20 protein-coding genes, 1 tRNA gene and 1 pseudogene are annotated in these 20281 nt (G+C 60.9%); 13 read left to right on the top strand and 9 right to left on the bottom strand.

Going from position 1 to position 20281, the window contains the following annotated elements:
• Nucleotides 1-29 precede the first annotated feature (29 nt).
• From nusA to infB, 3 genes are all read left to right on the top strand, one after another.
• Nucleotides 30-1643, top strand: coding sequence for a transcription termination factor NusA (gene nusA / locus ASD31_RS18645; RefSeq protein WP_056337354.1), 1614 nt, complete (start codon nucleotides 30-32; stop codon nucleotides 1641-1643).
• A gap of 45 nt (nucleotides 1644-1688) precedes the next feature.
• Nucleotides 1689-2372 (top strand): RNA-binding protein, encoded by a 684-nt coding sequence (locus ASD31_RS18640; RefSeq protein ID WP_056337351.1) that lies wholly within the window; start codon nucleotides 1689-1691, stop codon nucleotides 2370-2372.
• Nucleotides 2373-2476: 104 nt separating this feature from the next.
• Complete coding sequence (infB, locus tag ASD31_RS18635; RefSeq protein WP_056337347.1) at nucleotides 2477-5173, top strand: translation initiation factor IF-2; 2697 nt, start codon at nucleotides 2477-2479, stop codon at nucleotides 5171-5173.
• Nucleotides 5174-5266: 93 nt separating this feature from the next.
• Here infB and ASD31_RS18630 read toward each other — a convergent pair whose 3' ends face one another.
• The gene (locus tag ASD31_RS18630; RefSeq protein ID WP_056337344.1) at nucleotides 5267-5716 is read right to left on the bottom strand and encodes a DoxX family protein; all 450 of its coding nucleotides are present in this window, start codon (nucleotides 5714-5716) and stop codon (nucleotides 5267-5269) included.
• 180 nt (nucleotides 5717-5896) lie between these two features.
• Here ASD31_RS18630 and ASD31_RS18625 point away from each other — a divergent pair, with 180 nt between their 5' ends.
• Complete coding sequence (locus ASD31_RS18625; protein WP_056337341.1) at nucleotides 5897-6178, top strand: SelT/SelW/SelH family protein; 282 nt, start codon at nucleotides 5897-5899, stop codon at nucleotides 6176-6178.
• Nucleotides 6179-6192: 14 nt separating this feature from the next.
• Nucleotides 6193-6621, top strand: coding sequence for a YqaA family protein (locus ASD31_RS18620; RefSeq protein WP_082520629.1), 429 nt, complete (start codon nucleotides 6193-6195; stop codon nucleotides 6619-6621).
• Between the two features lie 54 nt (nucleotides 6622-6675).
• Here ASD31_RS18620 and ASD31_RS18615 read toward each other — a convergent pair whose 3' ends face one another.
• A complete protein-coding gene (locus ASD31_RS18615; RefSeq protein ID WP_056337338.1) occupies nucleotides 6676-7014 on the bottom strand; it encodes a BA14K family protein in 339 nt (112 codons plus the stop codon).
• Between the two features lie 271 nt (nucleotides 7015-7285).
• Here ASD31_RS18615 and ASD31_RS18610 point away from each other — a divergent pair, with 271 nt between their 5' ends.
• A complete protein-coding gene (locus tag ASD31_RS18610; protein WP_200952228.1) occupies nucleotides 7286-8722 on the top strand; it encodes a phosphomannomutase in 1437 nt (478 codons plus the stop codon).
• Between the two features lie 145 nt (nucleotides 8723-8867).
• Nucleotides 8868-8954: transfer RNA gene (locus ASD31_RS18605), tRNA-Leu, on the top strand.
• A gap of 339 nt (nucleotides 8955-9293) precedes the next feature.
• On the opposite strand, the gene ASD31_RS18600 is transcribed toward ASD31_RS18605, so the two are convergent.
• Nucleotides 9294-10187: a LysR family transcriptional regulator gene (locus ASD31_RS18600; RefSeq protein ID WP_056337334.1), complete on the bottom strand. Its 894-nt coding sequence runs from the start codon at nucleotides 10185-10187 to the stop codon at nucleotides 9294-9296.
• 97 nt (nucleotides 10188-10284) lie between these two features.
• Between ASD31_RS18600 and ASD31_RS18595 the strand changes: the two genes are divergently transcribed.
• From ASD31_RS18595 to ASD31_RS18585, 3 genes are all read left to right on the top strand, one after another.
• On the top strand, nucleotides 10285-11025 hold the full coding sequence (locus ASD31_RS18595) for an SDR family oxidoreductase (protein ID WP_056337330.1): 741 nt from the start codon (nucleotides 10285-10287) through the stop codon (nucleotides 11023-11025).
• A 52-nt stretch (nucleotides 11026-11077) separates the two neighbouring features.
• On the top strand, nucleotides 11078-11296 hold the full coding sequence (locus ASD31_RS18590; protein WP_056337327.1) for a tautomerase family protein: 219 nt from the start codon (nucleotides 11078-11080) through the stop codon (nucleotides 11294-11296).
• Nucleotides 11297-11581: 285 nt separating this feature from the next.
• Nucleotides 11582-12520 (top strand): LysR family transcriptional regulator, encoded by a 939-nt coding sequence (locus tag ASD31_RS18585; protein ID WP_056337324.1) that lies wholly within the window; start codon nucleotides 11582-11584, stop codon nucleotides 12518-12520.
• Here the strand turns inward: ASD31_RS18585 and ASD31_RS18580 are convergent.
• Nucleotides 12471-13208 carry an SDR family oxidoreductase gene (locus ASD31_RS18580; RefSeq protein ID WP_056337321.1) on the bottom strand — a complete coding sequence of 246 codons (738 nt, stop codon included), beginning with the start codon at nucleotides 13206-13208 and terminating at the stop codon, nucleotides 12471-12473. The genes ASD31_RS18585 and ASD31_RS18580 overlap by 50 nt on opposite strands.
• A gap of 294 nt (nucleotides 13209-13502) precedes the next feature.
• A pseudogene (locus tag ASD31_RS18575) lies at nucleotides 13503-13868 on the bottom strand (MOFRL family protein); the annotation flags it as partial.
• A gap of 239 nt (nucleotides 13869-14107) precedes the next feature.
• Between ASD31_RS18575 and ASD31_RS18570 the strand changes: the two are divergent.
• The 3 genes from ASD31_RS18570 (at nucleotide 14108) to ASD31_RS18560 (ending at nucleotide 16819) form a co-directional block, all read left to right on the top strand.
• Nucleotides 14108-14779: a response regulator transcription factor gene (locus ASD31_RS18570; RefSeq protein ID WP_056337315.1), complete on the top strand. Its 672-nt coding sequence runs from the start codon at nucleotides 14108-14110 to the stop codon at nucleotides 14777-14779.
• A complete protein-coding gene (locus ASD31_RS18565; RefSeq protein WP_156392723.1) occupies nucleotides 14776-16116 on the top strand; it encodes a sensor histidine kinase in 1341 nt (446 codons plus the stop codon). The genes ASD31_RS18570 and ASD31_RS18565 overlap by 4 nt, the downstream gene beginning before the upstream one ends.
• A gap of 292 nt (nucleotides 16117-16408) precedes the next feature.
• Nucleotides 16409-16819 carry an ester cyclase gene (locus tag ASD31_RS18560; protein WP_056337309.1) on the top strand — a complete coding sequence of 137 codons (411 nt, stop codon included), beginning with the start codon at nucleotides 16409-16411 and terminating at the stop codon, nucleotides 16817-16819.
• An 8-nt stretch (nucleotides 16820-16827) separates the two neighbouring features.
• On the opposite strand, the gene ASD31_RS18555 is transcribed toward ASD31_RS18560, so the two are convergent.
• From ASD31_RS18555 to ASD31_RS18540, 4 genes are all read right to left on the bottom strand, one after another.
• On the bottom strand, nucleotides 16828-17268 hold the full coding sequence (locus tag ASD31_RS18555) for a MarR family transcriptional regulator (protein ID WP_056337306.1): 441 nt from the start codon (nucleotides 17266-17268) through the stop codon (nucleotides 16828-16830).
• Nucleotides 17269-17407: 139 nt separating this feature from the next.
• Nucleotides 17408-18391 carry a CDF family Co(II)/Ni(II) efflux transporter DmeF gene (gene dmeF / locus ASD31_RS18550; RefSeq protein WP_056337303.1) on the bottom strand — a complete coding sequence of 328 codons (984 nt, stop codon included), beginning with the start codon at nucleotides 18389-18391 and terminating at the stop codon, nucleotides 17408-17410.
• Nucleotides 18388-18666 (bottom strand): metal/formaldehyde-sensitive transcriptional repressor, encoded by a 279-nt coding sequence (locus ASD31_RS18545; protein ID WP_056337300.1) that lies wholly within the window; start codon nucleotides 18664-18666, stop codon nucleotides 18388-18390. The genes dmeF and ASD31_RS18545 overlap by 4 nt, the downstream gene beginning before the upstream one ends.
• A gap of 88 nt (nucleotides 18667-18754) precedes the next feature.
• Nucleotides 18755-20077 (bottom strand): MATE family efflux transporter, encoded by a 1323-nt coding sequence (locus ASD31_RS18540; RefSeq protein WP_056337296.1) that lies wholly within the window; start codon nucleotides 20075-20077, stop codon nucleotides 18755-18757.
• Nucleotides 20078-20281: the final 204 nt, after the last annotated feature.

Raw genomic sequence — 20281 nt, 5'->3', positions numbered from 1 at the left:
GGCCCCGGCATTCAGACGGAGACTTGAATATGGCAGTGAGTGCTAACCGGCTCGAACTTCTGCAGATCGCGGATGCCGTCGCGCGCGAAAAGGTGATCGACCGCGAAATCGTTCTGGCCGCCATGGCCGACGCGATCCAGAAGGCGGCCCGCTCGCGCTACGGTTCGGAGAGCAATATCCGCGCCGACATCAATTCCAAGACCGGCGAAATCCGGCTTCAGCGCCTGCTCGAAGTCGTCGAGGTCGCCGAGGATTACTCGACCCAGATCCCGCTGGAGCTGGCGCGTGACCGCAACCCGGACGCGGCGCTCGGCGATTTCATTGCCGATCCGCTGCCGCCGATGGATTTCGGCCGCATCGCCGCGCAGTCGGCCAAGCAGGTCATCGTCCAGAAGGTGCGCGAGGCCGAGCGCGACCGCCAGTTCGACGAATTCAAGGACCGCATCGGCGAAATCGTCAACGGCACGGTCAAGCGCGTCGAATATGGCAATGTCATCGTCGATCTCGGCCGTGGCGAAGGCATCATCCGCCGCGACGAAATGATCCCGCGCGAGAACATGCGCTATGGCGACCGTGTTCGCTCCTATGTCTACGACGTGCGCCGCGAACAGCGCGGTCCGCAGATCTTCCTGTCGCGCACGCATCCCCAGTTCATGGTGAAGCTATTCACCATGGAAGTGCCGGAAATCTACGACGGCATCATCCAGATCCGCTCGGTTGCCCGCGACCCCGGTTCGCGTGCCAAGATTGCCGTGATCTCGAACGACTCGTCGATCGATCCGGTCGGCGCCTGCGTCGGCATGCGTGGCTCGCGCGTCCAGGCGGTGGTCGGCGAATTGCAGGGCGAGAAGATCGACATCATTCCCTGGAACGAGAACCCGGCGTCGTTCATCGTCAATGCGCTGCAGCCGGCGGAAGTCTCCAAGGTCGTTCTCGATGAAGATGCCGAGCGCATCGAAGTCGTGGTCCCGGACGAGCAGCTGTCGCTGGCCATCGGCCGCCGCGGCCAGAATGTGCGCCTGGCATCGCAGCTTACCGGCTGGGACATCGACATCATGACGGAAGCGGAGGAATCCGAGCGCCGCCAGAAGGAATTCAACGAGCGCACCAACCTGTTCATGGAAGCGCTCGACGTCGACGAGATGGTCGGCCAGGTGCTCGCCTCGGAAGGCTTTGCGGCGGTCGAGGAGCTTGCCTATGTCGAGCTTGACGAAATCGCCTCGATCGAAGGCTTCGACGACGATACGGCCAGCGAACTGCAGACCCGGGCGCGCGAATATCTCGAGCGGCTGGAAGGCGAGCTGGACGCCAAGCGGGTTGAACTCGGAGTTGCCGACGAGCTGCGCTCCATCAACGGCATGACCGGCCAGATGCTGGTGGCGCTGGGCGAAGACGGCATCAAGACGATGGAAGACTTCGCCGGCTGTGCCGCCGACGATCTCGTCGGCTGGTCGGAACGCAAGGATGGCGAGACGAAGAAGTTCGAAGGCCTGTTTTCAAAACTCGACGTATCGCGCGTCGAGGCCGAGAACATGGTGCTGCAGGCACGTCTTGCCGCCGGCTGGATCACCGAGGAGGATCTTGCCAAGGAGCAAGCAGCCCTCGAAGAAGTCATAGAGGAAGGCGCGGAACAGGACGCCTGACGGCGTTGCTGACGCGATTGCCGCTCATGCTGGGTGACGAGCGCCATGCTGGTTGAAGACAGGGATCCGGTCGCGGATGTGGAAGGTGAAGCCGTGAACGGCCGCATGTGCATCGTGACGCGGCAGGGCGGCACGCCCGAGACGCTGATCCGCTTCGTCGCCGGCCCCGAAGGCCGGGTCGTGGCGGACCTCAAGAAGCAGTTGCCGGGACGCGGCTGCTGGGTGAGCGCCGAACGGTCTGTGCTGGAAAAGGCGATCGCACGGAAGCTGTTCAACCGGGCCTTGCGGGCCGATGTGACGGCCGGGCCGGAGCTTGCCGACGAGGTCGACCGGCTCCTGGTGTTGCAATTGGCCGGCATGATGAACCTGGCGCGCAAGGCGGCGCAATTCGTCAGCGGCGCCTCGAAGGTCGAGCAGGCGGTGCGCGGCCTGGCGGCGCTGGCCACGTTCCACGCGGTGGATGCCGCGGCGGATGGGGTACGCAAGATCGACCAGGCGCGCAAGGCGATGAGCTTTGTCGTCGAGGACGGACAGGAAATACCCTCCTACCGCTTCTTCACCGAGGCGGAAATGGAAGGGCTTTTAGGCCAGAATGCGTTTATCCATGCTTGCGCGCTTGCAGGGCAGGCAGGTGAAGGTGTAGTGAAGCGCGCAAACATGCTCGAAAGATACCGGGGAACCGTCCCGGCACGAGCCGTTGGCGCCGATACTGGCCAGCCGACACAATGACGCGGGTCACCGGCGCATGCCGGAACAACCGCGATTGCAGAACGGAAATCGAACGGCAGGGTCTGGTGATACGCATCCGGCCCTGATCTTAGGAACGGAACGGAATGACCGACAACAACGACGACAAGAACTTCAGTGCAGCGGGTAAAAAGACGCTGACCCTGAAACCCTCCGGGGTTCAACAGGGGACCGTTCGCCAGGACATGGGTCGTGGCCGGACGAAGGCCGTTGTGGTCGAAACGCGCAAGCGGCGGCCGATGCGACCGGAAGACGACAAGCCGGTCGTTCCGATCACCGCGCCGGCACCCGTGGCGCGTGCCCCCGAGCCGCAGCGCGCCGCACCGGTCCAGCAACCCTCGCGTCCGGCACCCCAGTCGCCGCAGCCGCGCAGCGACAACCGTCCAGACGGCAACCGCCAGGACGGCAATGCTGCCCGGCCGCGCGTCGGCGTGGTTCTCAACCAGCTGTCGGCTGGCGAGATCGACGCGCGTCGTCGCGCCCTGGCGGAAGCACAGATCCGCGATGCCGAAGATGCCAAGCGCCGCGCCGCCGAAGAAGCGCGCCGCAAGGAAGAAGAAGCAGCGCGCCTGAAGCTGGAACAGGAAGAAGCCGCCCGCAAGGCCGCCGAAGAGGCAGCCCGCACGCCGGCCGAACGTGCCGCCGAAAAGGCAGCCGTGGAGGCCGCGCAGGCAGCGGAAGCGGAAGCTGCGGCCGTTGCCGCCCGCAAGGCGGAAGACCAGGCCCGTGCCCAGGCTGCAAAGCCGGCCGCCGCATCACCGCTCGATGCGCGCCGCAAGCCCCAGGAAGAAGACGAAGCCCGTCCGAGCCGCCCCGGCGCGACGCCGGTGCGTGGCAAGGTGGTTCGTCCCGAGCCTGCCAAGGCCCCTGCCCGTCCGAAGACCGAAGAAGAGCGCCGCAAGGGCAAGCTGACGCTGACGGCCGCTCTTGCCGACGACGGCAATCCGCGCAGCCGCTCCATGGCTGCCATGCGCCGTCGCCAGGAAAAATTCCGGCGCAGCCAGATGCAGGAAACCCGCGAAAAGGTCATGCGCGAGGTCATCCTGCCGGAAACCATCACCATTCAGGAATTGTCGCAGCGCATGGCCGAACGTGCCGTCGATGTGATCAAGTACCTGATGAAGGAAGGCCAGATGATGAAGCCGGGCGACGTCATCGACGCCGACCTCGCCGAACTCATTGCCAGCGAATTCGGCCACACGGTCAAGCGCGTCTCGGAATCCGATGTTGAGGAAGGCCTGTTCGACGCATCGGACGACGGCGAAATGCTGCCGCGTCCGCCGATCGTGACGATCATGGGTCACGTCGATCACGGCAAGACGTCGCTGCTCGATGCCATCCGCCAGACGAGCGTTGTTTCGGGTGAAGCCGGTGGCATCACCCAGCATATCGGCGCCTATCAGGTGGAACAGAACGGCCACAAGATCACCTTCATCGATACGCCCGGCCACGCCGCCTTCACCGCCATGCGTGCCCGTGGCGCGCAGGCGACCGATATCGCCGTGCTGGTGGTTGCCGCCGATGACAGCGTCATGCCGCAGACGATCGAATCGATCTCCCATGCCAAGGCGGCCGGCGTGCCCATCATCGTGGCGATCAACAAGATCGACAAGCACGAGGCCAATCCGGACAAGGTGCGCCAGCAGTTGCTGCAGCATGAAGTGTTCGTGGAATCCATGGGCGGCGAAGTGCTCGATGTCGAAGTCTCGGCCAAGACCCGCCAGAACCTCGACAAGCTGCTCGAAGCCATCCTGCTGCAGGCGGAAATCCTCGATCTGCGTGCCGACGCCGATCGGTCCGCCGAAGGCACGGTGGTCGAAGCCCAGCTCGATCGCGGACGTGGCTCGGTTGCCACCGTCCTCGTCCAGAAGGGCACGCTGACACCCGGCCAGATCATCGTTGCCGGCGATCAGTGGGGCCGCGTGCGCGCGCTTGTCAACGACAAGGGCGAGCATGTGAAGTCCGCCGGTCCTGCAACCCCGGTTGAAATTCTCGGCCTTTCCGGCACGCCGCAGGCCGGCGACAGGTTCGCCGTCGTCGAAAACGAGAGCCGCGCCCGCGAAATCTCCGAATACCGCCAGCGCCTGACCCGTGACAAGGCGGTTGCCCGCGCGTCGGGCCAGCGCGGCTCGCTCGAGCAGATGATGATGACGCTGCAGAATACCGGCCTGAAGGAATTCCCGCTGGTCATCAAGGGCGACGTGCAGGGCTCGATAGAAGCCATTGCCGGTGCGCTCGAGAAGCTCGGCACCGACGAGGTTCGGGCCCGCATCGTCCATTCGGGCGCCGGCGGCATCACAGAGTCCGATATTTCGCTGGCCGAAGCCTCGAATGCGGCCATCATCGGCTTCAATGTCCGCGCCAATGTCCAGGCACGGGCCGCCGCGGAACGCTCCGGCATCGAAATCCGCTACTACAACATCATCTACGACTTGGTGGATGACGTGAAAGCGGCGATGTCCGGCCTCCTTTCGCCAGAAAGACGCGAAACCTTCCTCGGCAATGCCGAAATCCTGGAAGTGTTCAACATAACCAAGACCGGCAAGGTCGCGGGCTGCCGCGTCATCGAGGGCAAGGTCGAGCGTGGTGCGGGCGTCCGTCTGGTGCGCGACAACGTCGTCATCCACGAAGGCAAGCTCAAGACGCTCAAGCGCTTCAAGGACGAAGTCGCCGAAGTGCCGATGGGCCAGGAATGCGGTATGGCCTTCGAGAACTACGAGGACATCCGCGCCGGCGACACGATCGAGTGCTTCCGCGTGGAGCACATCACCCGCACGCTGTAAGCCTTTCAGCATGAGCGCGACAAGCAAACGCCGCCTGTTTTCACAGGCGGCGTTTTCAGTTCTTGGATATTGGGCTGCGACCGCGCGGCGCCGTCAGATTTGCCTGCCGAGCTTGGCATCGACCGAATGCGCATTCGATCCGCGAACTGCGAAGAAAAGGAAGATCGCCGCCCAGAGAATGGACTTCTCGGCGCCGCCAAGCCCTTCCGCCTTAACGATCCCGTGGAAATAGACGGTCACCAGCAGCACGATCATTGCCGCGAAGGATGCCGGACGGGTGAACAGGCCGATGGCGATGAGGATGCCGCCGAAAAACTCCGTTGCCGCCAGAAGCGGGGACCAGAAGACGCCGGGATAGAAACCCAGGCTTTCGACCATGCCGGCCGCCCCGAATGGATTGAGGATTTTGGTATAGCCGTGCGTGACGAGCAGCGCACCGGCGACCACCCGCAGCAAAGTCTCCGCTGTCGTGTCAAAGGGCCGGTAGAGCCGCTGCAGGGCCGGCACCATTGCTGGCGGACGGGCAGATATGTTGTCGGTCATGTCGTCTCCTGTGGATTTCGAATGTCGATCTACTTGCCGGCAAACGACTGGCGGGCAAGCCTCGCACCGAGAAAACATGATAAAATAAGTTGACATTTTCGTGAAGCCGTCGGTGGCCGCATGGTTGCGGGATCGATGTTCGATGGATAACGTCTCGCCAGCACTCCACCGGAAATCGACATGAACGAAAAACCACGCATTACCATTCTCTACTGCACCCAGTGCAACTGGCTGTTAAGGGCTGCCTGGATGGCGCAGGAACTGCTCTCCACCTTTGGCGATAGCCTCGGCGAGGTGGCGCTCATTCCGGGCACCGGCGGCAATTTCGAGATATGCGTGGATGGTGCGCTGATCTGGGAGCGCAAGCGCGATGGCGGCTTTCCGGGACCCAAGGAACTGAAGCAGCGCGTGCGCGATGTGATCGAGCCGGAGCGCGATCTCGGCCATACCGATCGGAGCTGATTTCTGTGACGGCTATGCTGTTGCTGGGTGTTTTCGGAGCGGCCTTCCTGTCCGCGACACTGCTGTTCGGAGTGTCCGAAGCGGCGCTGCTCGTGGCGGCGGCCCAGCAGGATGCCCGGCTGTTGCCGCTGTTCCTTGCCGCCACCGCCGGCAATGTGACGGGTGCCATCGTCAATTTCGTGCTCGGTCGCTTTCTCCTGCGCTTCGAGAACCGCCGATGGTTTCCGGTGGGCCCGGAAAACCGGAGCAGGGCGCAGACGCTGTTCGAGCGCTTTGGCCGGCCGGTTCTGCTCTTCTCCTGGTTGCCGCTGATCGGCGATCCGCTGACGCTTGCCGCCGGACTGCTGCGCATGCCCTTTTCCGTATTCTTCGTCTATGTGACGATCGGCAAAGCGGCGCGCTATGCCGCGCTGCTCTGGGGCTACGATCTGGTCACCCGATAGGAGCCGATATGAAAACGGCGGGGGAAAGCCCCGCCGTCGATTGAAGTGACCGCCCTATCGATAGGGCGAGCGGCAGATTTTATAGACCCCGCCATAGGACAGGAACCGGTTCGTGGCCGGATTATAGGAGCGGTAGCGCGCCAGACACCAGTTCACATGCGCGCTGCCGCGGCGGACATAGCGCTCGCGATAGATCGGCCGTGGGGCGATATAGACCCCGAAGCCGGGCCGATAATGCCGGCGATGGCCATAATAGGGCCGGTGATGGCGATTGTAATAATGACGACGGTGCCCGCGTCGGTGATCGACCAATTGCACGTCGTTCCCGGCACTGACGGCCGTCGATGGCACCGCCTGCGGCATCGCCAGCACCGGCGCAGCAGGGGTCATCATAGTGGCGACGCCCAGAGCGCAACTAACAACGAAATTCCGAAATCTCGTCATTTGCTTCCTCTTTTCTCCCAAAAGGGTTTGCTTCGATTGATGTCCCTGCTTCATAAACGCACGGTCTTTTTGTTTTATTCTAGGCGAAGGCTGCTCTCCTGAAAAATCAGGATTGCCATCCAGTCCATGGCAAGCCGGGTAGAATGCGCCAATATGCGCCATATGTCACTTGCTCGGCCCATCAAAACCCTGTCATCGCGACGGAGACAAGACATTGAGTTTGAAATTCGGCACCAGCGGCCTGCGCGGCCTTTCCACCGATCTCGACGGCCCGGCCGCCGCGGTCTACGCAACCGCATTTGCGCGCTACCTTCTGGCGTCAGGCCAGGCGAAGGCCGGCGACCCGATCCTGATCGCCCGCGACTTTCGAGCCTCCAGCCCGTCGATCTCGGCCATCTGCACCGGCGCGCTCAGCCGCGCCGGCCTGACCGTTCTCGACTGCGGCACGGTGCCGACGCCGGCGCTGGCACTCTATGGGCGGACGATAGGGGCGGCCGGGCTGATGGTCACCGGTTCCCATATCCCGGCCGATCGCAACGGCATCAAGTTCTATCGCCCGGACGGCGAGATCGCCAAGACGGACGAACAGGCGATCGCCGCTGCCGCCGCCGACATCATGGCCGAGGCGCTTCAGCCTGAAACGACCCCTCTCCGGGGGCAGGATCACTCCCGGCAGGCGGAGACGCTTTTCCTTGACCGCAACAAGGCCATCCTGCCGGCGGGCGCCCTGTCAGGCCTCAGGGTCGGCGTCTACCAGCACAGCACCGTCGCCCGCGACATGCTTGCCGAGCTGCTCAGCCATTACCGCGCCGATATCGTCGCGCTCGGCCGTTCCGAGACGTTCATTCCCGTCGATACCGAGGCGGTATCTGCGGAAACCGTGGCGCTTCTGAAAGCCTGGACGCAGCAATACCGGCTCGACGCAATTATATCCGCCGACGGCGACGGCGACCGGCCGCTTGTTAGTGACGAGACCGGCCTGCCATTGCGCGGCGACCTTCTCGGCCTGATCGCGGCGCAATTTACCGGCGCCAAGGTGGCTGTGACCCCCGTCACCTCCAATTCCGGCCTGGAGCGCCAGCCGGGCCTCTCCATCCTGCGCACCCGCGTCGGCTCGCCTTTCGTCATCGAGGGCATGACGGAGGCCGTTGGCGCCAATGGCGACCGTGCGTCCGGCGTGGTCGGTTTCGAGGCCAATGGCGGCACGCTGACTGCCACCGATTTCACGATCAATGGCACAGTGCTTGCCGCGCTGCCGACACGCGACAGTTTTCTGCCGATGCTCGCGGTGCTTTTCAGGGCCGCCGAGGCTGGCAAGCCGCTTTCGGCGCTGGCGGCGGATTATCGCCTGCCGGTGGCGCTCAGCGACCGGGTCGAGAATTTCCCGCTTGAAACGAGCGCCGCCCTGATGGCCCGCCTGCGCACCGGCATGGACGAGCTTGCCGCCTTCCTCGCGCCGATCGGCACGCCGCGACATGTCAGCGACATAGACGGCCTGCGCGTAACGCTCGCGGGCGGCGGCATCATTCACTTCCGCCCCTCGGGCAATGCGCCGGAAATGCGCTGCTATGTCGAAGCGGAGACGCAAGCCGAAGCAGATGCGCTGCTCCAGCGGGGCCTCGAACGTATCCGGACCTTTGAAAGGGAACATTCCTGACGGGCAGCATGGACTGCCGGACGTAAACCGCCTTGGCAAAAACTCTTGCGATCCAATGGTTTATTGCCTTTTTCCGGACGTTTCCCAGAAAACTTCAAAAACCCTGTTGACACCCGGACGCCAGCCCCTTACATCCCGGTCCGTCGCCCAGATGGCGGAATTGGTAGACGCGCCAGCTTCAGGTGCTGGTACTCGAAAGGGTGTGGAGGTTCGAGTCCTCTTCTGGGCACCATTCCATTTTAAGCCCTTGATTTAATTCAAGGGCTTTTTGCTTTCAGCAATGTCCCGGCTGTAAAGTGCCTGTTAAATCGAGGCATTCAACGCGTTGGAACACCCCGCGAAACGGCTGATGGTGTACAACGGCACCTTCGGTTGCCGAGTGTGGTGTCGCGCGACCTTGCGTTGGATCCCTGGCTCGCAGCTGGTGGCCATTTCCTTGCGGACAAAAATCTCTCCAGTCCTTTGACTCTTCCTTCCCAGCCGGCGTCTTGCGGACAGCGAGTCAAGGCAATCCTGATGCAAATGGCACCGGCGCCGGCGGGCGTGGGTGGCAGGGCTTCACCGCGCAGGGCTAAAGCTCAGCCTCGGCAAATATCGTCACCAGCCAGTTCAGGAAGACGCGAAGGCGCGGGGCGAGCTGCCGGTTCTGGGGATACAGAGCGGAAAGCGGCGTCGGGCTCGGGGGATAACCCATCAGCACTTCGACTAGCCGTCCCGCCTTCAAATCCTCCTGAAGGCGATAGCGGGGCGCCTGGACCAAGCCCAGCCCCATCTTCGCCATGTCATGGGTCGTGTCGGAATGATTAGCTGTGACGCGACAGGGCAGAATGAACTCCTTGGCCTTGCCGTCCATCATGAACTCCAGGGGGATAACCTCTCCCGTCCGCGACGAGATGAACCCGACCATCACATGGCCCTTGAGGTCTTCGGGAGACGCCGGCATGCCGTATCTCTCGATATAGCCGGGACTGGCGCACGTCACCTCCGTGATCGTCGCAAGCCGCCGAGCGATCATGCCGCTGTCAGCAAGGTCGCCGGCCCGGATGACGCAATCCACACCCTCGCGAACCAGATCGACAAGGCGATCCCCCTGTCCGAAATGGATGTCGATCAACGGATTGAGCGCCAGGAATTCCGGCAGCCGCGGCAAAAGGAATGTACGGGTCAAAAGAACGTTTGCATCGATGCGCAGCAGACCCCGCGGCCGGACATCGCGGAAGACGTTTTCGGCATCGTCAACGTCCGAGAGGATCGACCGACAGCGCTCATAGAAAGCCTGCCCATCCAGCGTCGGCCGCACATGCCGGGTGGTGCGCTCCAGAAGGCGTGCGCCGATATCCGCCTCCAGCTGCTTGATAGCCTCAGTTACTGTCGAGCGTGCCAGCCTCAGATCGGTCGCGGCGTTCGTGAAGCTACTGCGCTCCACGACGCGCACGAAAAGCTGCATCCGGTCCAACCTATCCATTCATTGTTCGCCCCCGCCGAACTTACATGTCAAATTCCGAGTAATTGTTTCCGCCCGTCGATGCAATATCTTATCGCCATCACAGATGGAGAGAAAAATGACAGATCAACAAACCCGCGTAGCCATCGTCACCGGCGCTTCCAAAGGCATCGGCGCGGCCATCGCAAAGCGCCTGGCACAAGATGGTATTGCCGTCGTCGTCAACTACGCGAAAGACCGTGAGGCCGCAGACGCCGTCGTTGCGGCGCTGGAGGCTTCGGGCGGCAAGGCCATTTCCGTTGGCGCGGATATCGGCGATCCGGCCGGCATGGCGATCCTGTTCGACGCCGCCGAGCGGGCTTTCGGTGGAACCGACATTCTCATCAACAATGCCGCTATCATGGAGCTCTCGCCAATGGCCAGGGTTACCGACGAATCCTTCGAGAAAATGATGTCCATCAATCTCGGCGGGGTGTTCCGCGGACTTCGCGAGGGCGCGCTGCGGCTTCGGGACGGCGGGCGGATCATCAGCTTCTCATCGAGTGTCGTCGGCATGTACCAGCCCGACTACGGTGTCTACGCGGCCACCAAGGCTGCAACCGAGGCCATGACGCATGTACTTGCCAAAGAGCTTGGGTCGCGGGGCATCACCGTCAACGCGGTTGCGCCGGGGCCGGTGGAAACGGAACTGTTCATGACCGGCAAGAGCGAGGAACTGGTGAAGACGATTGCCGGCATGAACCCGTTCGGCCGCCTTGGCCAGCCGGGCGACATCGCCGGCGTCGTGTCCTTCCTTGCCGGTCCGGATAGCGACTGGGTCAGCGGCCAGGTGATCCGCGCCAATGGCGGCATAATCTGACCGGCCGGTGAAGGCTTATGCAATACGACCTATCGGCCAACAGGAGACGATCATGCCATTTGCCAATTTCAAGCTGCCGGAAGGCGCCCTTTCGAAGATCCAGCAGGAAGAACTTATCCACAAAACGACGCAGATGCTCGTCGATTATTTAAGTGAAGCCGCCCGTCCCCATACGATGGTGCTGATCGAGACCGTACCTGACGGCGGCTACGGCCGTGCCGACGAAGTGTTCGTCATCCCCGATGCGCATCGGGCCAAGGACGTCACCTGATTTATACGCAAGGCCCCGTCCCCGGCGGCCCACTGTCTGAACCCGAAAGCCTAAATTGATAGCGCTGCATCGTTCAGCAACGGTATTTTCGCTGTCGCCGAGATCGAGGATCGAGGATCGAGGATCGAGGATCGAGGATCGAGGATCGAGGATCGAGGCGATGGCGCCTATCGAGAATACCGATCATGGCCTATTAAATTCGACGAATGGACGCTGTAAATTTCAAGTCGTCGGAATTTGCAATCAGCCGGATTACCAGACAAGAACCACTGATGGTGAGTATTCGTGCAGCCAAAATTGCTTAGAACATTCCTGGCGGTTGCCCGTAGTCGGAATATCACCCGCGCAGCCGAGGAAATCCATCTCGCCCAATCGAGTGTAAGCGACCAGCTTCAGTCCCTTGAAGCGGAATTGGGAACGGCTCTTTTCACGCGATCCAAGCTGGGCCTGAAGCTGACGCCCGCGGGCGAAACATTGAAGTCCTATGCCGAGGAAATTCTCGCATTGACGGACGAAGCCCGGGCTGCGGTAGAGGCAACCGTCGGACATACGGGCGGGTTGGTTACGATCGGCGCACTGGAGACGATTGCCTCTGTGAAGCTGCCGCAATGGCTATCACGCTTTCGAAATAACCATCCCGACATCGATTTGCGGGTTAAGGTCGCCGGCAGCGACGACTTGCTGCGCGGTCTTGAAGATGGCGACATCGATATCGCCTTTTGCTTCGACGGAGGGGATCCGGACGAACGCTTCTCCCGGCGAATCGTATCGGTGGAGCCGATGGTTCTCGTTGCCGCTCCCGCACGACAGCCTATCTTGGCAGGGCCTGGCTTGACCATGCTTACCTCCATGAGTTTCGTGGCGACTGAGGTTGGGTGCGTCTATCGGCACCTGTTCGACAGGGCATTTTCCGAGGCGGGTATTTCGATGCCGAAGCTGGCCGCAGAGGTCGGCAGCATCCGCGCGATCGCGGGGATGGTCGTGGCCGGTGCAGGCCTTGCTCTCGTTCCGCGCATTGCGGTCGCGGATGCGCTCGACCGCAGCGAGATCATCGAAATACCGTGGCCAGCCCCTGCTCCGGCGGCTTCACTCGTGATGATCTGGCGTCGCCGACGTGTCCAGCCGCCAGCACTGAAATTGCTGCTGGCGGCGGCGAGTGAAAATTTCGCGCCGGCTAGATCAACCGGTGGCCGCCCTCGACGTGCAATATCGTCCCCGTCGTGAACGTGTTGCCCATCAGGAAGCCGACGGCATCGGCGATATCATCAGGTTGCCCGACCCGCCCGACCGGCAGCCGCTCTGCCATGGCGCTCAGCGTGTCGCTTTTCCTGTCGCTGGCGACGTAAGCCCAAATGGGCGTATCGACCCAACCTGGGGAGACGGCATTGACCCGGATTGGCGCCAGTTCGACGGCGAGCGCCCGGACGAGCCCTTCCAGCGCCGCGTTGACGGCGGCAACGACTGAGCCGCGCGCCGATGGCCGATAGGCCGCGATGCCGGACGTGAAGGTGAGAGAGCCACCGGCTGAAAGCATGGGGGCGCCATGCTTGGCGAGAAGGAGCGGCCCGTAGAACTTGCTTTCCACAACCTTCTGCGCGGCGGCAAGCCTGAGCGATGGCAACAGCTCATAAGCACCCTCGATATCGGCGGCGGTGCTGACGATATGATCGAGGGGACCGATCCGTTTGAATAGATCGGCCACCTGGTCTTCGTGCGCGATATCGGCTGCGATTGCGTGCAACGCCGCGAGATTATCCAATTGCTCTCGGGCGCGCTTCAATTTCTCCTCATTCCGCCCGACGATAATGACCTCTGCTCCGGTGCGGAGACAGCGTCTTGCCAGCGCGAGGCCCATTCCGGAGCTTCCCCCAACAATGAGAACCTTTTCAATCCCGACTTTTCTATATGCCATGTGTTCCATCCTTAGCCGAACTGCTTCAACCCGGAATTCGCAGATGGATTCGATCAAAGGAAACGGAAAAGCCCGATAGCGCCATCGGAAATCCCGATGATGGGTTGCTGGATGCGTCAGCCCCAGAGCCTCTGCAAGGCCGAAACCGTGACCATCGGTCGTGGCAACCCACGCTGAACAGCTCGTGTGCAGTCCGTCCATTGCGCCAAAGCCGTGGGGTCAGCGCCGATAGCGCCTTTCGTCCGCCGGCTTGAACACCACGCTCCGCCCGACCGCGAGCGCGGACGGAACTGTTTATCCGGACACCAGTATTGCACGCATGTCGTTGACGTTCGTAAATGTTGGCCCGGTAGACAATAAATCTCCGATCCTTTGAAACGCGGTATAGCTGTCGTGCTTGCTCAGCATGGCCGCAGGATCGATCCCGGCTTCTCGCATACGCATCAGCGTTGAGGGAGTGACAATTGCTCCCGCCGCATCCTCTGTTCCGTCTATCCCATCAGTGTCGCCCGCTACCGCCCAGATACCGCTCGCGCCATTCAAGCCAAGCGCCAGACTCAGAAGGAACTCTGTGTTGCGGCCGCCTCGACCGGCGCCTTCCGGCCCGATCGTTACGGTTGCTTCTCCGCCGGACAGGAGAACGGCCGGGGCAATCACGGGCTTGCTGGCCTGCCCCCGTCGGGTGATCCGGGTTTAATGTTAGTGCATGCTTGGTCTGGCCGCCAGTGCTGGCGTTGAAGCGGCCCGCGAGCTGCCGGGCGCCTCGAATTCTACGTTCCATGGCTTCGATTACTGAGGATCGACAATTGCAGCAGCATTACCGGATGGCCGCTCTTTTCCCGTAATACTGCTGCAACCTTCGTCGCTGAGAACGGGGGCACGGAAGGGTTACGGACAAGATGAGACTTCTACTGATAGAAGATGAGAAGGAACTGGCCGCGGCGCTGGCGGTTGCTCTCGGCAAGCACGGTATCGTCATCGACCACACAACGCATCTCGCCGACGCCGTCGAATTGACGCTTCAGAATGACTACGATGCCATTCTCCTGGATCGACGTTTGCCTGACGGCGAAGGGCTGACATTCATTCCGAAGCTGAGACGGTCGGGGCGGGATACCCCAATCATTGTCATGACGGCTCGAAACGAACCGCTGGAGCGCGTCGAGGGGCTCAATATCGGCGCCGATGACTATCTCGGCAAGCCGTTCCTGGTCGAGGAACTGAGGGCGCGTGTGCGCGCGGTGCTTCGGCGGCCCATAAACCTTGCCGAACCGGAGATTGTTGCCGGACACATGGTGATCAACCCGCTGCAGTTAAACGTTGCAATCAACTCGGTTCAATTCGATGTGCCCAGGCGCGAACTTTCGGTTCTCATCGCGCTGGCAAAGCGGAAGAACAAGACCGTCCTTCGGTCGATGCTGGAAGAAGCTGTCTATAACTATGAGGAAGAAATCCAGTCCAATGCTCTGGATGCGCACATCTCGCGGCTGCGAAAACGACTGGCGGATGCCGGCTCCGGCGTTGCAATCCACAATATCCGGGGCGTCGGATATCTCCTGAAGGAAGAATGATGCGCTTAGCAGAGAAACCGACCCCTTCGCTTCGGTGGAGACTGAGCTGGCAGCTCAGTCTGGTCATCGTCGCTGTTGTTGCCGCAGTGATCTTCGGGCTCTGCGTCTGGGCCGCGACGGTCATGTCACCGAATATCGCCATGGAGGAGACGGTTGGTTCGGCAATAGCCGGAGCTGCGGTACGCAATAGCCAAGGGCTTCTGGAGTTACAAGAAACTCCCGAACTAAGGGCACTCAAGGACCAGAATATATCGCTCTGGTACGTGGTGGCCGCGACGGATGGGGCTTTGGTCTCTTATGGCACCATCCCCCCACCCTATGCCGGCCTCGCGCATCTGGTGTATTTATTTGACGACGCAGACATACGCGGATCCTCCGCGACAAACGAGATCGCGACGATTGATAGCGCCGAGACAGCGGTTGGCGAAGTTCGAATTCTGTTTGGCGGCGTGGCTGACAAGGGATCGCCCGTTTTCGCCCTTTTGACCAGGGCCTACCCGATCTATGTCTCCCTGCTCGCGGTCGCGCTGCCGGCGATTTCACTGGCGGTTCCGCGGATCGTCAGCCGCGCACTTGCGCGGGTGAGCGACGTCGCTGAAAGTGCAGCGCAAATCGAGCCGCGCCGGCATGGGGTCCGGCTCCCCGTGGTTGGGATTCCGACGGAAGTCGCTCCTCTGGTTACGGCTTTCAACGGAACGCTCGATCGCCTTGAGAGCCAGGCCAGGAAGCGCCAGCGGTTCCTGATCGACGCAGCGCATGAGCTCAGAACACCGATCGCGATCATGCAGACGCGGATTGACGGAATGCTTGAGGGGCAGGAGCGCAAGCGACTATTGGACGATGTCGCACGCCTGGCAGATACGGCCGAACAACTCCTCGACTTTGAACGTAATGATCAGGCCATAGACCTTGATGGTACGGTCGATCTGGTTGCAATCGCACACACGGCCGTGGCGGACATCGCTCCCTTGGCGATCGCTGCCGGCTATCAGATTTCATTTCACAGCGACGTTGAAAAGTTGGAACGTCAAGGCAACGCGCCAGCATTGGCGAGAGCCGTCAGCAATCTGATCCGCAATGCAATTGATCACTGTGGAGGCCGGGGAGAGATTGCCGTTTCCGTTTCAGCGAATGGCGCGGTAGCAGTGGCTGATCAGGGGCCAGGCATACCGGCTGAGCAGCAGGAACTGGTTTTCGAACCGTTTTACCGCATGACCCCGAAAAGTCAGGGCGCCGGGCTTGGCTTGAGCCTGGTGAAGCAGATCGTTTCCAATCATGGCGGCCGTGTCTTGATGCAAAGCGATGGAGAGGGAACGACAGTGACGATTGCGCTCTGAAGAGCGACGGAGCACCGGCGATCCGGGGCCAAGTTCTTGTGTCAATTCTGGTGTCAATTTCTTCCGACCGTAGGACTTGCCCCGCTTCCTCGCCCGGCGCCCGTTGCCTCCGCAGCCGAAAGACGCTGCTCGCTGAGCTTGCTGCGCCCGAAGCGGGCTTCGGTTGCAATAAAGCGCACTGAAATTTTTCGCTTTCGTAAGGCTTGCAAACCGGCAAAGCGGGGATTAGAGCGAGAATATATACAGTTAGACTGTATGTATTCTCGTAGCACAATTATGCAAGGGATCAGTCATGCCCGCCGATAACAAGGAAGTGGTTCGCCGCTTTAACATCGAGGTCATTCAAAATGGAAACGAGGTCGAATTCCATGCTTTGATGGCTCCGGATTTCATCAATCATGCCGCTCCGTTGGGAATGCCGAGCGGCTCCCAAAGCATGTGGAACACGTTCCAGAACATCCTTCGTCCCGCTCTGTCCGACATCAGGGTAACGATCCATGATCAGATCGCCGAGGGAGACAGGGTGACGACCCGCAAAACGATCGGCGGCATTCATTCGGGCACATTGATGGGAATTCCGGCGACGGGGAAGGATGTCGCCATCGAGGTCATCGATATCGTGCGGGTTGAGGACGGCAGATATGCAGAGCACTGGGGCCTGAACAGCTTGGCGCATGTCCTTGCTGCATTGGCGAAAGTGTAATGCCGCCGCTATGCCAGTCGCTCGATGACGACGATTGCGGCCCGGAGAATTTGCCTATCGCGGTCGGACAGTTTTTCTTCAATCAAGTCCGCAATCTTCGAGGTCCTTGCCTCCCTTGATCGGGATAGCGCCTCCCGGCCCTTTTCGGTAAGGGACAGAAGTTGGCTGCGTCCGTCGGCGGGGTTTGGCAGCTTGTCGGCGAGCCCTTCCATTTCCAGCTGGGCGACAACCAGACGCATGCTCTGGTGCCTGACATGGCGAAGGCCTGCCAGTTGGGCGACACTCAAGGGACCGTTCCTGTCCAGAAGCGAGAGCGTCTCCGACTGTGATGTCGTGGGCGTATCCGCTTGGGATCGGATGCCTCGGACAAATTTTCCAATTGTATCACGGAGGTTTTCGGCCAGAGCCAACGCATCTTCCTGACCGGAACTGGCTTGATCGCCTGCCATCTGTCGTTCGTGCCCATCCTGAAGAATGCGGTTCACCGACGCTATACACCGACGCGGACATTTCGCGAATGCCCGCGCTGAAATAACTGCAATTGCCCTCGGACTACGCCGGCTCAGGTGAGATGGCAAAAGCCCGGTGTCATGCGGCCTTCTCGATCTCGATGGTGACATGAGACAGTTCGTGAATATGCGAGAGCTTTTCCTTGTAGTTTGAGGGCTCCAAAGGTGATGCCGAACGGATCGCAAGGATTGCGCCATGATGGCCAGGTCCGAGTTGCCAAACATGAAGATCGGTTATCCGGTCGCCCTCGCCTTCGATCGCCTGACGAATCTCCCGAGGAAGGCCCTCATCGCCCGGCACGTAGTCGAGTAGAACGCCGCCGGCATCGCGAACAAGACTCCAGGACCATCTGGAGATCACGAGAGCGCCAACGATGCCCATCGCGGGATCCATCCAGTTCCAGCCGTAGAGACTGCCAAGGATCAGAGCCACGATTGCCAGTACCGATGTCAGGGCGTCTGCCAGAACATGCAGATAGGCCGCACGCAGATTGTTGTCGCCGGCATGGCCATGTGCGCCATGAGAATGCCCATGGTGATCATGGTGATCATGGTGGTGGCCATGGTGGTCGTGATGATGGTGGCCGTGAGCGTGATGTGGGTGATCGCCGCGCAAGAGCCAGGCGCATAGCAGGTTCACAGCCAAACCGACAACGGCGACGACGATGGCCTGCGAAAAGTCGATAGCGACCGGGCTGTAGAGGCGCATGAGGCTCTCCCAACCGATCAAGAGAGCAATCAGTGCAAGAATGACTGCACTCGCAAATGCGGCAAGTTCGCCAATCTTGCCCGTACCAAAGGTGAACCGCGGGTTGCGGGCGTTTCTGCGCGCATAGAGATAGGCGAGCGCCGCGATCAACATGGCGGCGGCATGGGTCGACATGTGCCATCCATCGGCAACCAGCGCCATGGAGCCGTAGATCGTGCCGGCAATGATCTCAACGACCATCATTGTTGCGGTGATCGCGATTACAAGCCAAGTCCGCCGTTCGTTTCGAACGTGATTGTCTCCCAGGAAGACGTGGTCGTGAGGGCTTGCCAGTCGAGTGGTCTGTTTGTTCATTTCAGATATGTCCTGATGACTTCGATCAACTCTGATGCTGCCTGCGCCCGGGCGGGATCGTCATCTTTGTCCGGGTTGGAAACATGTTCTCGAATATGTTCCTCGATCAATTCCGAAGTCAGGCCCGTTATCGCGCCACGGACCGATGCGACGAGGTTGAGGATATCGCCGCATGGAACTTCGGCTTCCAGCGAGCGCTCGATCGCCTCCAATTGGCCTTTTAGCCGTCGAATTCGCGCAATGATCTTCGTTTTGTTTTTCGATGTATGACTCATAAGATAGGGGTGTACCCTATATCTGCGGTATCAATCAAGCCCATCCGGCGTCCACATCATCAACCGGTGCTGCAAAGTCGGGACAGCGCTACAGCCCAGCGAATATGTATTTGAGTCTGCGGCCCAGTGTTGCCGTGCGAACGATCATCAGCACGATCATCCCAATCCACAAACCGTGATTGCCCCAGACCTGCTGCAGGCCATAGGCGGCCACGATGAAAACAATCGTCGAAATGAACATGCTGTTGCGCAGGTCCCGCGTGCGGATCGCACCGATGAACACGCCGTCCAGCATATAGCCGACGACGGAAATGAGAGGCAGAACGACAACATAGGGAAGGTACTCGACAGCCGTTGCGCGCACCTCCTCCTGGTTCGTCAAAAGCGCGATGATCGATGGACCAGCCAATGCGTAACAAAGAGAGAAGAGAAGTGCTACGAGGCCAGACCATACAAAGGCAGCCTTGATAACACGATAGAGGGCTTGCCTGCGGCGGGCACCGATGGCCGATCCGACGAGGGTTTCGGTGGCATGCGCAAAGCCATCGAGCCCATAGGAGGTGATGCCGTGGAGGTTGAGGAGGACCGCATTGGCTGCAAGGATTGCATCGCCTTCGGCTGCGCCGCTGCGGGCGAACCAGGCGAAACAGACCAGCAAAAACAGACTGCGCAGGAATATATCGCGATTGACGGCGATCAGCTGGCGAAACGCAGTCCCATCCAGCAGATCCCGCAGCTCCAACGCCGGGTTCGCCCTGAATGGCCTGACAATCATGAGGCCGGCGATGAACGCAATCCATTCTGCAATTGCAGTTCCAGCGCCTATACCGGCGACCCCCCAGTCGAAACCGAAGACGAGCACCAGCGTCGCAATCAGGTTGATCGCATTGAGCATGACCTGGAGCGCCAGCGATACCATCACGCGCTGGCGACCCAAAAGGTAACCGAGCAGGACGAAATTTCCGAGGGTGGCCGGCGCCGACCAGATCCGTGCGAAGGCGTAGGCGGCGGCACTTTCATAGACCGCTTCGCTTCCCCCGAGGAAAGCAAGGCCGGCCTCGATGATCGGCTTCTGCAGAAGGATGATTGCACCGCCACCAGCGGCGGCGATGAGAAGCGCGCGGAGCAGGTGCTTTCGCATGAGTGCGCCGTCTTCCGCTCCCCAGGCCTGGGCAACCAGGCCGGTGGTCGCCATACGCAGGAAGCTGAAGCTCCAGAACAGGAAATTGAAGAGCACGCCACCCAGCGCGACACCGCCAAGAAACCACGCCCCGGGCAGATGCCCCGCCACCATCGTATCGACCAGCGACAATATCGGCTGGGCAAGATTGGCGAGAATGATCGGAAACGCCAGTGTGACCATCCGGCGGTTCCAGTTTTCCTGGTGCTCTACAGGCGGCAAAATATTCATTTCTCACAAAGGTCCCGGCGGTAAGAAAGCGGCCGCATCCGCCTGACCTGATGTCATTCTATTCCGTCGGCGAACTTTCCGATCATCCGCCAACGCGTCTTCGCCGTTCACCAATCCATGACGACCTTGCCGGAATTTCCCGAGCGCATGGCGGCAAAGCCTTCGGCGAAACCGTCGATGCCGATGCGGTGGGTGATCAGCGGC

The sequence above is a fragment of the Rhizobium sp. Root482 genome (assembly GCF_001426565.1).
Lineage (GTDB): Bacteria > Pseudomonadota > Alphaproteobacteria > Rhizobiales > Rhizobiaceae > Pararhizobium.
Note: the sequence above shows the minus strand (reverse complement) of the source record. Positions and strands in the feature narration are given on the sequence as shown.